9 protein-coding genes are annotated in these 12204 nt (G+C 66.8%); 3 read left to right on the forward strand and 6 right to left on the reverse strand.

Annotated features, from left to right (window positions below; translation table 11 throughout):
• Positions 1–7 precede the first annotated feature (7 nt).
• A complete protein-coding gene (locus G154_RS18955) occupies positions 8–451 on the reverse strand; it encodes a PPOX class F420-dependent oxidoreductase (protein ID WP_023985743.1) in 444 nt (147 codons plus the stop codon).
• Positions 452–525: 74 nt separating this feature from the next.
• Between G154_RS18955 and G154_RS18960 the strand changes: the two genes are divergently transcribed.
• Positions 526–903 (forward strand): MerR family transcriptional regulator, encoded by a 378-nt coding sequence (locus G154_RS18960; RefSeq protein WP_187697563.1) that lies wholly within the window; start codon positions 526–528, stop codon positions 901–903.
• Between the two features lie 8 nt (positions 904–911).
• Here the strand turns inward: G154_RS18960 and G154_RS18965 are convergent, their stop codons facing one another.
• Complete coding sequence (locus G154_RS18965; protein ID WP_019513188.1) at positions 912–1103, reverse strand: hypothetical protein; 192 nt, start codon at positions 1101–1103, stop codon at positions 912–914.
• Between the two features lie 113 nt (positions 1104–1216).
• On the opposite strand from G154_RS18965, the gene ilvA reads away from it, so the two are divergent.
• Entirely contained in the window at positions 1217–2491 is a 1275-nt protein-coding gene (gene ilvA / locus G154_RS18970; RefSeq protein ID WP_019513189.1) for a threonine ammonia-lyase IlvA, read from the forward strand.
• Here ilvA and treZ read toward each other — a convergent pair.
• The 4 genes from treZ to G154_RS18990 are packed head-to-tail and all read right to left on the reverse strand — an operon-like array spanning position 2479 to position 10792.
• On the reverse strand, positions 2479–4215 hold the full coding sequence (treZ, locus tag G154_RS18975) for a malto-oligosyltrehalose trehalohydrolase (protein WP_023985745.1): 1737 nt from the start codon (positions 4213–4215) through the stop codon (positions 2479–2481). The genes ilvA and treZ overlap by 13 nt on opposite strands.
• Positions 4215–6479 (reverse strand): malto-oligosyltrehalose synthase, encoded by a 2265-nt coding sequence (treY, locus tag G154_RS18980; RefSeq protein WP_023985746.1) that lies wholly within the window; start codon positions 6477–6479, stop codon positions 4215–4217. The genes treZ and treY overlap by 1 nt, the downstream gene beginning before the upstream one ends.
• Before the next feature lie 13 nt (positions 6480–6492).
• A complete protein-coding gene (gene glgX, locus G154_RS18985) occupies positions 6493–8622 on the reverse strand; it encodes a glycogen debranching protein GlgX (protein WP_019513192.1) in 2130 nt (709 codons plus the stop codon).
• A gap of 1 nt (position 8623) precedes the next feature.
• Positions 8624–10792, reverse strand: a complete 2169-nt coding sequence (locus tag G154_RS18990; protein ID WP_023985747.1) for an acyltransferase family protein — start codon at positions 10790–10792, stop codon at positions 8624–8626.
• 92 nt (positions 10793–10884) lie between these two features.
• Here G154_RS18990 and G154_RS18995 point away from each other — a divergent pair, with 92 nt between their 5' ends.
• A complete protein-coding gene (locus tag G154_RS18995) occupies positions 10885–12177 on the forward strand; it encodes an adenosylmethionine--8-amino-7-oxononanoate transaminase (protein WP_019513194.1) in 1293 nt (430 codons plus the stop codon).
• Positions 12178–12204 lie beyond the last annotated feature (27 nt).

Below are 12204 nucleotides of genomic sequence, written 5' to 3' on the forward strand. Positions count from 1 at the left end.
ATCGGTTCTACAGTTCGATGGCCACCATCGCGCTGTCGGGCCACAGCGTGCGATGCGTTGCCCGGCGCAGCTTTTCGCGCAGCGGGAGGTCGCGGTGCACGCTGGTGACACCGGGGATCGTCACCATCGGCAGGATGTTGTACTGCCACCCGTAGCGGCGGTGTAGCGCGGTGTTGGCCTGCTCGGCCGCCTCGCCGGTGAGCAACCGGGCCCGGCCGGGACGGAAGGTGCCCACCCGTTCGCCGCGGTGATCGCAGATCGCCACCTCGACGTCGGAATGTGCCTGCAGTCGACGGGTCTTGGGGCCGATCTTGGTGCGCAGCAGCATGGTTCGCCCGTCCAAAGCGAACCACATCGGCGTATCGACGCACCTACCATCGCGGCGGTACGTGCGCAGCATGGCGTACCGGGAGCGGCTGAGGGCGGTCAGGTCGGTGTCTGTTTTTGGCATGACGCCAGTGAACAACTTAGAGTTGGCTTCAAGTCAAGCGGTGTGCGTCGAGAGGGGCGGTGATGATGACGGGAGTGCTGACCATCGGCGAGGTGTCGCGTCGCACCGGGATCGCCCAGACCACCCTGCGGTACTACGAGCAGATCGGTTTGTTGCCCGCCCCGAACCGGGTCGGCGGCCAACGTCGTTACAAGGAGGCGGTGCTGGTTCGACTGGAGATCATTCGCGCATGCAAGACGGCGGGCTTTGCACTCGAGGACATTGCGGTGCTGATCGGAGACGATGCGCCGGGCCGACCCGCCTCGCGGGCTTTGGCCCAGGCGAAGCTGGCCGAGATCGACGTCACCATCGCCTCGTTGCTACGCGCCAAGGAAACCATCCGTCGGGGGATGGAATGCCAATGCCCGTCGATCGACGCCTGCGCGTGCGGCATCGATCTGCAACCGGCGTAGCGCGATACCTAGCGGCGCGCCGTCATGCCGCCGGCCACCCAGATCACGGTGGCGATACCGGCAGCGGTGAGGACGGCGGTGCCCATGCTCGCGGTCGTCATGCCGACCGATGCCAGGACCAGCACGCCCACGATCAACGCGAGCAGCTTGTGCATCGGCCAGGGCACCCCGGCGATGGCGAATTCGGTCTGGGTCGTCACCTCACCACGATAACTCGCAACCCAGAGTTCGGGCAACCGAAACTCTGTATTGGGCGTGTCACGCCCGGTGGTCAATTTTCACGGACGGCCCAGGTGGTGGCACCATTGTCGGGGTGTCCACCGATCTGAACCAGAGCACCTCGCCGCTGACCGCCACCGATGTGGACGAGGCTGCCGAGCGAATTTCGGGTGTGGTCACGGTGAGCCCGCTGCAGTTCAGTGATCGGCTGTCCCAGATCACCGGTGCGCAGGTCTATCTCAAGCGCGAGGATCTGCAGGCGGTCCGCTCCTACAAGCTGCGCGGCGCCTACAACATGTTGATGCAGCTGACGCCCGACGAGCTGGCCGCCGGGGTGGTGTGTTCCTCGGCGGGCAACCATGCTCAGGGCTTCGCGTTGGCGTGCCGGTCGATGGGCGTGCACGGACGCGTCTACGTGCCTGCCAAGACGCCCAAGCAGAAGCGGGACCGCATCCGTTATCACGGTGGTGAGTTCATCGAGCTGATCGTCGGCGGCAAGACCTACGACATGGCCGCCCAGGCCGCCCTCGATGATGTGGCCCGCACCGGAGCCACGCTGGTACCGCCCTACGATGACCCGCGCACCATGGCCGGCCAGGGCACCATCGCCGTCGAACTGCTCGACCAGCTGCCCGGTGAACCAGACCTGGTGATCGTCCCCATCGGCGGCGGCGGATGCATCGCCGGGATCACCACCTATCTGGCCGAGCGCACCACCGGCACCGCGGTGCTCGGTGCCGAACCGGCCGGGGCCGCCTCGATGCTGGCCGCGCTGGCGGCGGGCGCACCGGTGACGCTGGAGCATGTCGATCAATTCGTCGACGGGGCGGCGGTGGCCCGGGCGGGCACGCACACCTACGCCGCCTTGGCAGCCGCCGGTGACATGGTGTCGGTCACCGCGGTCGACGAGGGCGCGGTCTGCTCGACGATGCTCGATCTGTACCAGAACGAGGGCATCATCGCCGAGCCCGCGGGCGCGCTGTCGGTGGCCGCGCTGCTGGAGGCCGACATCACCCCCGGATCGACGGTGGTGTGCATCATCTCCGGCGGTAACAACGATGTGTCGCGCTACGGCGAGATCCTGGAACGCTCCCTGGTGCACCGCGGGCTCAAGCACTACTTCCTGGTCGACTTCCCGCAGGAGCCCGGGGCGCTGCGCGGCTTCCTGGACACGGTGCTCGGGCCCAATGACGACATCACCCTCTTCGAGTACGTCAAGCGCAACAACCGGGAGACGGGCGAGGCCCTTGTCGGCATCGAGATGGGCTCGGCAAGTGACCTGGACGGCCTTCGTGCCCGCATGGAGGCCTCCGATGCTCATGTCGAACTGCTCGAGCCGGGTTCCCCGACGTATCGCTACCTGACCTGAGTAGCGCGGGCTCCCCGCAAGACCGCGAACGACTGCGCGGGGATCTCGGTGCCACCGTCGCCGGAAGAGGAGGGCGGTTCCCAGGCCAGCACCACCTCACCGTCGACCGGCACGGTGACCGCCGCCTCGCCGAGGTTGCAGATCACCGCGAAGGTGCCGCGATACATGACGATCCAGCGTGCCGACTCGTCGTAGTCGATGCGCAGCCGGGTCAACCACGGATCGGCGAAGTCGGGCTCGTTGCGTCGCAGCGCGATCAGTCCGCGATACGTCTCGCGCAGGCGGGCGTGCACACCCTGGTCGACCTCGTCCCAGTTCAGCTTGGACCGTTCGAAGGTGGCCGGGTCCTGCGGGTCGGGGATCTCGTCGGCATCCCACCCGTGCGCGGCGAATTCGGCCTTGCGGCCCTCGGCGGTGGCGCGGGCCAATTCCGGTTCGGGATGGGAACTGAAGAATTGGAACGGGCTGCCGGCACCCCATTCCTCGCCCATGAACAGCATGGCGGTGTACGGCGATCCCAACGCGAGCGCGGCCTTGACCGCGAGCTGCCCGGGCGTCAGATTCTGTGAGGGCCGATCGCCGACCGCCCGGTTGCCGACCTGATCGTGGGTCAGCGTGTAGGCCACCAGTCGCGTCGCGGGGACCGTGGCGATGTCCAGCGGACGGCCGTGCCGCCGGCCGCGGAACGACGAATAGGTGCCCGCATGGAAGAAGCCGTGGGCCAGTGTCTGCGCCAGCGTCTGCAGGGAGCCGAAATCGGCGTAGTAGCCCTGCCGTTCGCCGGAGACCGCGGTGTGGATGGCGTGGTGGATATCGTCGTCCCATTGGGCCGTCATCCCGAGCCCACCCTGATCACGTGGTGTGATGGTCCGCGGATCGTTCATGTCGCTCTCGGCGATCAGCGCCAGCGGCCGCCCCAAGTGCGTTGCCAGCTTCTCGGTTTCGGCCGAGAGCTCCTCCAGGATGTGGATGGCCGTGGTGTCCACCAGCGCATGAACGGCGTCCAGGCGCAGACCATCGGCGCCGAAATCGCGCATCCAGCGCAGCGCGCAGTCGATGATGTAGCGGCGCACCTCGTCGGCACCGTCGTCGGCGATGTTGATCGACTCGCCCCACGGATTGCTGCCGCTGGACAGGTACGGGCCGAAGCGCGGCAGGTAGTTCCCGGACGGTCCGAGGTGGTTGAACACGGCGTCGATCAGCACACCGAGACCGCGGGCATGGCAGGCGTCGACGAAGCGCAGCAGTGCGTCCGGTCCGCCGTAGGGTTCGTGGACGGCGTACCAGAGCACACCGTCATAACCCCAGCCGTGGCTGCCGCTGAACGCGTTGACGGGCATCAGTTCCACGAAGTCGACACCCAGATCGACCAGGTGATCCAGCTTCTCGGTGGCCGCGTCGAGGGTGCCGGCCGGGGTGAAGGTCCCGATGTGCAGTTCGTAGATGGTGGCACCCTCGACCGAGCGGCCCGCCCACGGTGCCGGCGCAGTGGGCGGCTGCCAGCGCTGCGAGGATCCGTGCACCCCATCGGGTTGCCGCGGTGAGCGCGGGTCGGGCAGCACCGTGTCGTCGTCATCGAGCACGAATCCGTACCGACTGTCCGGACGGGCGTCGACGTCGACATGCCACCAGTTGGCCTCGTCGCGCTGCATCGGGTACCGCGCCCCGTCGAGCTCCAAGGTCACCCGGTCAGGGCGAGGTGCCCATACGTCGAATGTCGCCATCACACACGCTCCAGCAGCACACCGGGCAGCTCGGCGAACAGGTCGGCGGCAGCGGTCGCGCCGTCGAACGTACGACCGGTCAAGCGGTCGGTCCAAGTGCCCTCGGGCAGCGTCACAGTCGTCTCACCCCAACCGGTGTCCTCGAGTCGGGCGGTCCATCTGCCGACCGCCACCACGATGTCGGTGCCCCTGCCGTAGGCGAGGACGTGATCGGCGGCCGGACCGCCGGCCAGTAGTGGGCGGTATCCGCCGCTCAGGAAGGTTTCGGGCCGTTCGCGGCGTGATCGCAACGCGGCATGGACGATCCGGATCTTCGGGTCGGCGAGATCGGCGAGCGCCTTGCGGCGAACCGCGTAGTCGACCGGCCGCCTGTTGTCCGGGTCGACCAGGCTGTCGTCGAGAAGTTCGGTGCCCTGGTAGACATCGGGAATGCCGGGCACGGTGAGTGCGAGCAGCTTCTGGCCGATGGCGTCGTTGAGGGCGTGCGGATGGAGCTGGCCGACCAGAGCGGTCAGTTCCGTGCCCACCGGCCCGTCGAGCACCGCGTCCAGCCAATCGTGTACCGCCGATTCGAACTCCGTGTCCGGGTCGTTCCAGGTGGTGTGCACACCGGCTTCGCGGATCGCTTTCTCGGCATAGGCATGCAGACGGGTTCGTAGCTCGTCGGTCACCTCGCCATGCACCGGCCAGACGCCGAAGATGTTCTGCCACAGGAACAGTGCGGTATCTGCATCGGGTGCGATCACCACCTGGGACCAGCGTGCCACCCGGTCGGCCCAGAGCGCAGGCACCTGGGACAACACGCCGATGCGTGCCCGGACGTCTTCGCTGCGCTTGGTGTCGTGGGTGGAGGTGGTCACCATCGCGCGCGGCCACAGCGCCGCCCTGGTGGCGTTGCGCGCATGGAACTCGGCGGCGCTGACACCGAACAGGTCGGGTTCGCCACCGACCTCGTTGAGGGTGACCAATCGGGCATCCCGGTAGAACTGGCAGTCTTCGACGGCCTTGGCGGTGACGGCACCGCACAGCTGCTGGATGCGTTTGGCCGATTCTCCGGCTCCGGCCAGCGCCGCGGCCACGATCTGCAGTGGGGCGGCGAGATCCGGACGGACGGAGATGGTTTCGGCGATCGCCACCGGGCCCAGCGCGGCAAGGGCGGGATAGTCGAACCGGTACACGCCGATATGGGTCAGCAATGCGGTCATCGATTCGGGCAGCTGTGGGTGATCGGTCCCGGTCTCGGCGACGATGGTCCGGCGCACGCGGGCCAGCTCGCTGGCCAGCGTCACGGTGGCCGCGGTCGTCTTGAGTTCGGCGATCTGGGTCTCGTATTCCGATGTCCCGCCGTAGAGCCCATCGAGGTCGGACTGGGCGGAAGGATCGAGGAAGACGCCACCCACCTCGCGCAACGCGTCGTAACCGGTGGCACCGTCGACCGGCAGCGACGTGTCCAGCGCCTCGTCGGGTGCCAGGATCTTCTCGATCACGATCCAGGCGTCGGGACCCACGAGTTCACGTAGCCGCGTGAGGTAGTCGGCGGGGTCGGTCAATCCGTCGGGGTGGTCGATGCGCAGCCCGTCGACCAGTCCCTCGGCGAACCAGCGCGCCACTTCGGCATGCGATGCGGCGAACACCTCGGGGTCCTCCTGGCGCAGCCCTGCCAGCGAGGTGATGGAGAAGAAACGGCGGTACCCACACACGTTGTTCCGCCAGCCGATCAGCGTGTAATGCTGGCGTGCGTAGACCTGCTCGGCGGTGCCGGCTCCGGTGCCCGGCGCGATCGGCCACGCCCGGTCGCCGAGGCGCAGCACGTCGCCGTCCACCGCCAGCCCGGCTATGTCGTCGTCAGAACCAAGCACCGGCAACACGATTCGCCCGTCCGCCAGGTCCCAGTCGATGTCGAAAAATGCCCCGTACGCCGAATCCCTACCGTGCGTGAGCACATCCCACCACCACGGGTTGGCCTGCGGATCCTCCACACCGACGTGGTTGGGCACGATATCGACGATCAGGCCCAGCCCCCGTTCGCGCGCCGCCTCCGAAAGGCCACGCAGCGCGTCGGGACCGCCGAGGGCCGCCGACACGGTGGTGGGATCGGTGACGTCGTAGCCGTGCGTCGACCCTTCTGCGGCGGTCAGGATGGGGGACAGGTACAGATGGCTGACCCCCAACTCGTCCAGATAGTCGAGCAGGGCGAGTGCGTCGGCGAAAGTGAACGCGTCCCCGCGCATCTGGAGTCGATATGTGGAGACCGGGACACCCATCAGCCGTTACCGCCTAGGTCGTTTTCTTGAGCACCCGAAGTGATCGTGGCTGCAGCGAGATCTTCTCACCGGCAGATATGGTCACCTCGACGGCACCGGCGGGGTCGCCGGTGTCCAAGGCGGTTACCCACTTTTCGGCGTAATCATCGGGCGGCAGCACGAAATCGAGCTCCTCGTCGTGTGCGTTGAAGCACAGCAGGAACGAATCGTCGCGGACCCGCTCACCACGCGCGTTGGGTTCTGGGATGGCGTCACCGTTGAGGAACACCGCGATGCTCTTACCGAACCCCGATCCCCAGTCCTGCGGCGTCATCTCCGCACCGGCCGGGGTCAGCCAGGCGATATCGCGCACCTGCTCACCGCTGCGGATCGGGTTGCCCGCCAGGAATCGGCGGCGCCGGAACACCGGGTGCTTCTTGCGCAGGGCCACCGCCTTGCGGGCGAACTCCAGCAGTTCGGCGTTCTCGTCGAGTTTGGACCAGTCCACCCACGCAATCGGCGAGTCCTGGCAGTAGGCGTTGTTGTTGCCGCCCTGGGTTCGGCCGATCTCATCGCCGTGGCTGATCATCGGAGTGCCCTGGGACACCATCAGGGTGGCGATCATGTTGCGCATCTGCCGGGACCGCAGGCCGATGATGTCGGGATCGTCGGTCGGTCCCTCCACCCCGCAGTTCCAGGACCGGTTGTGGCTTTCGCCGTCCCGGTTGTCCTCACCGTTGGCCTCGTTGTGCTTCTCGTTGTAGGAGACCAGGTCGGCAAGGGTGAACCCGTCGTGACAGGTGACGAAGTTGATGCTCGCGCCGGGGCGGCGCCCGGTGTGCTCGTAGAGATCCGAGGAGCCGGTCAGACGGGAGGCGAACTCGCCGAGGGTGGCCGGCTCGCCGCGCCAATAATCGCGCACCGTATCGCGGTACTTACCGTTCCATTCGGTCCACAGACCGGGGAAGTTGCCGACCTGGTACCCGCCCTCGCCGATATCCCATGGTTCGGCGATCAGCTTGACCTGACTGATCACCGGGTCCTGTTGCACCAGATCGAAGAACGCCGAAAGCCGGTCCACATCGTAGAACTCGCGCGCCAGCGTGGAGGCCAGGTCGAAACGGAAACCGTCGACGTGCATCTCCAGTACCCAGTACCGCAGCGAGTCCATGATCAGCTGCAGCGTGTGCGGATGTCTTGCGTTGAGGCTGTTGCCGGTGCCGGTGAAGTCCTTGTAGAACTGCTCTTCGCCGTCGAGCAACCGGTAGTAGGCGGCGTTGTCTATCCCGCGGAAGTTCAGGGTCGGCCCCAGGTGGTTGCCCTCGGCCGTGTGGTTGTAGACCACGTCGAGGATCACCTCGATACCCGCGGCGTGGAAGGAGCGCACCATCGCCTTGAACTCGGCGACCGCGCCGCCCGCGTGGCGGTTGGACGCGTACTCCGAATGGGGTGCGAAGAAGCCGAAAGTGTTGTAGCCCCAATAGTTTCGCAGCCCGAGATCGAGCAGCCGATGGTCGTGTAGGAACTGGTGCACCGGCATCAGTTCGATCGCGGTCACGTTGAGCGCCTTGAGATGTTCGATGATCGCCGGGTGGGCCAGCCCGGCGTAGGTGCCGCGCAACTCCTCGGGGATGTCGGGATGGCACTGGGTCAGGCCCTTGACGTGGGCCTCGTAGATGACGGTCTCGTGGTAGGGCGTCTTGGGTGCCCGGTCCGATCCCCAGTCGAAGAACGGATTGATCACCACGCTGGTCATGGTGTGACCCAGGGAGTCCACCGCGGGGTCGGCCGGTGTCACGGCCGGATGGTCGGACTCCAGATCGTAGGAGAACAGTGCCTGACCGAAGGTGAAGTTGCCGTAGAACGCCTTACCGTAGGGATCGAGCAGCAGTTTGCTCGGATCGCAACGCTGTCCGGCGGTGGGATCCCACGGTCCGTGCACCCGGAAGCCGTAGCGCTGGCCGGGACTCACCGTCGGCAGATAGGCGTGCCAGACGTAGCCGTCGACCTCGTCGAGCGGAATCCGCTGTTCGGTGCCGTCCTTGGCGATCAGGCAGAGTTCGACCAGCGTTGCGACCTCGGAGAACAACGAAAAGTTGGTTCCCGCACCGTCATAGGTGGCGCCCAGGGGGTAGGGCGTACCGGGCCAGACCGTCGTGGCCACGTCACCACCAGCCGGTCGCGGCCGCGAGCTGCCGACCGAGTTCGTTGGTCATGGAGCGCACGTAGGTCGTCGACAGATGGTGAGAGTCGTGATAGACCAACACATTTCCCTCCACTACTCGGCAGAATTCCGGTCGGCACACGGCGTCGGTCATATCGAGCGGTTTGAGATTGGGGAACCGATCCACATAGTCGAGGGTGGGATTGACGTCGGACAGTACCTCAGCCCGATCGATACCGCAGGAGATGGCGTCGCCGCCGCTGGCAAGGCAGTCGGCCGGGAAATAGGGCTTGTTGTTACGTGTCAGCCACGGCGTGTCACGCATGGCCAGTACGTCGATACCCGCGTCCAGGAACTCCTGCCAGATTCCGAGATACTGGCTGGGCATCACGTCACCGGGTTTGATGTTCCACGGCCGGGTGGAGGTGGTGAAGACGTAATCGGGTTTGTCGGCCAGCAGCTTGGGCATGACCTTCTCGTTCCACTCCCGGCACTTCGGGTAGGGGCGGTTGTCACCCATCACCAGCGGCTTCTGCTCGGTGGTCAGCGGGCAGCCCATCTTCAGGTAGGTGACGACCTTGAAATCGTGGAGCCGGCCCAGCAGGTCGAGGGCGGTGATCCAGTGCTCGGCGTGTGAACCACCCGCCAGGGCGATCGTGCGGGAGGCGTCCTTGTCCCCGTAAGTGCAGTTGATGACGTCGACATTGTCGAAATCGCTGATGCACCCGGCCGGCGTCGATTCGGGGATATCGTTCTTGGCCTCCAGCACCGTCGGGCGCATCGGGAGCTTGGGGACCTTCGCATGGTTGATCAGTGCCCGCGCCCCGGGGTAGTCCCTGGCCGACAGTCCCGACAGCTCCTTACCGCTGGCGCGCTCGACGGTCACGTGCTCGCGCCAGGTGAACGATGTCGCGGTCAGCGTGACGCCCAGCAGCGTGACGAAGGAACCCAGCACGATGGTCGGGCGTCGCAGTCGCCGGCGCCACGGAATCACCACCGCGGCGCTCGACCGGGCCGGTGCCCGGTAGCGCAGCGGGGTTTCGACATAGCGCATCGTCAGCCAGGCCAGCACACCGGAGACCAACAGCACCACGGCGCCGTCGACGAAATCGACATGTTCCTTGCCGCTGTAGGCCAGCCAAAAGATCAGCAGCGGCCAGTGCCACAAGTACAGCGAATAGGCGATCGAACCCAGCCAGACGAACGGCCGGGTCGCCAGCAGCCGGTTCGGGGCCGGCAGTGCGCCGTCGGTGCGCGGGTCGGCGGCGCGATTGGCCGCCGACAGGATGAACAGCACGGTCGCCCCGACCGGTACCAGCGTCCACGGTCCGGGGAACTCGCGCACACCGTCGATGAGCCAACCGCAGGACAGGATGGCCGCCAGGGCAACGGTCGCGATGATGGTCCGCAGCCACATCGGCCACCGCACGTAGGGGACCAGGGCGCCGACCAACGCCCCGAGCGTCAACTCCCACGCCCTGGCGAAGCTGTCGTAGTAGGCGGTGGCCTGGTCGGTGTTGTGGGCGTGGATCGCGTACACGAACGAGGCGATGGTGACGGCGGCAAGCACCACGATGAACACGGTGCGCAGATGCCTGCCCAGCCTGCCGCGCAACGCATAGGCCAGCGCCAGGATCAGGGCGAGGAAGGCGATGTAGAACTGGCCCTGCACCGACATCGACCAGATGTGCTGCAGCGGGCTGACGGTCTCACCCGCGCGCAGATAGTCGGCCGCGGTGTTGGCCAGTTCCCAGTTCTGGTAATAACCGAGGCTCGCCAGGCTCTGGTCGGCGAACGTCTCCCAGCGTGTCTCGGGTTGGATCAGGATGGTCAGTACCGCGGCGGCGGCAAGCACGACGATGAGCGCGGGCAACAGCCGCCGCACCAGCCGGATGACCTCGGATACCGGCCGGATGGCGGCCGCCTCGTCCAGTGCCGAGCGCAGCAGTCGTCCGCCGAAGAAGAAGCCCGACAGCGCCAGGAAGACGTCCACGCCGCCGGAGACCCGTCCGAACCAGACATGGAACACCGCGACGAGTGCGATGGCGACACCGCGAAGTCCGTCGAGGTCATGCCGATAGAAGCCCGAGGTGCGGGTGCCGGTCGTGGTACCGGTCGTGGTCACCGGGCCGTCGGTACGCGCAGGTCGGGCTGGAGCGAGGGTCATCATGGTCGGGGAGTCAATCTACCCAATTATCCTGGGTGCCTCAGGCCACGGGCGCGGCGTCACACCTGCCGGGCGAGGCGATAGTGTCCGGATCCATGCCCGCGTTGACGCCGGCCGAGATCGGCGCGATCGACTCCGCGCACATCTGGCACCCCTACAGCACCATCGGCCCCGCGGCGTTACCGCCGGTGGTGGCGACCGCCGCCCGCGGCGCCTGGCTCGAACTACATCACCGCGGACGCCGCATCGACGCGCTGGACGCGATGAGCTCGTGGTGGACCGCGGTGCACGGGCACGGACACCCCCGCCTGGACGCGGCGCTGAGTGCGCAACTGGCCACCATGAACCACGTCATGTTCGGCGGTCTGACCCACGAGCCCGCCGCCCGGCTGGCCCGATTGCTCGTCGACATCACCCCGGTCGGGCTGGAGACGGTGTTCTTCAGCGATTCGGGCTCGGTCTCGGTGGAGGTGGCCGTCAAGATGGCGCTGCAGTACTGGCGCAGCCGCGGCCGGCCCGGCAAGCACCGGCTGATGACCTGGCGGGGCGGGTATCACGGTGACACCTTCACTCCGATGAGCGTGTGCGATCCCGCGGGCGGTATGCACGCCATCTGGAGCGATGTGCTGGTCCGCCAGGTCTTCGCGCCCGCGGTGCCCGGTCCGTTCGATACCTCCTATGTCGCCGCGTTCGAGGCACAGTTGACCGAACATGCCGACGAGCTCGCCGCGGTGATCGTCGAACCGGTTGTGCAGGGCGCCGGCGGGATGCGCTTCCACGATCCGCGGTACCTGGTCGAACTGCGCCGGATCTGCGACGAGAACGAGGTGCTGCTGATCTTCGACGAGATCGCCACCGGATTCGGCCGCACCGGGGAGTTGTTCGCCGCCGACCACGCCGGTGTCAGCCCCGACATCATGTGTGTAGGCAAGGCGTTGACGGGCGGTTATGTCACCTTGGCTGCGACATTGTGCACCGCGGAGATCGCCACGACGATCAGCAACGGAGACCCGGGCGCGTTGATGCACGGACCGACCTTCATGGCCAACGCCCTGGCCTGCGCGGTGTCGGTGGCCGCCGTCGAGCTGCTGCTGGAGGGGGACTGGCGCGGCGCTGTCGGTGCAATCGAGGCGGGACTGCGGACCGGTCTGGAACCGGCGCGCGAGCTGGCCTCGGTGGCCGATGTGCGGGTGCTCGGTGGCATCGGTGTCATCGAGATGGCCGAACCGGTCGATATGGCGGTGGCCACCGAGACCGCGCTGGAGCACGGCTTGTGGTTGCGGCCGTTCGGCAGGCTGGTCTACGCCATGCCGCCCTTCATCTGTACGCCCGACGAGGTGAGTCAGATCGGTGCGGGCATGGTGGCGGTCGCGCGTGCATTAACCTGAACGGTGTTCAAGTGTCGAAAGGACGTC

This window comes from Mycobacterium sp. VKM Ac-1816D, assembly GCF_000416385.1.
GTDB lineage: Bacteria > Actinomycetota > Actinomycetes > Mycobacteriales > Mycobacteriaceae > Mycobacterium > Mycobacterium neoaurum_A.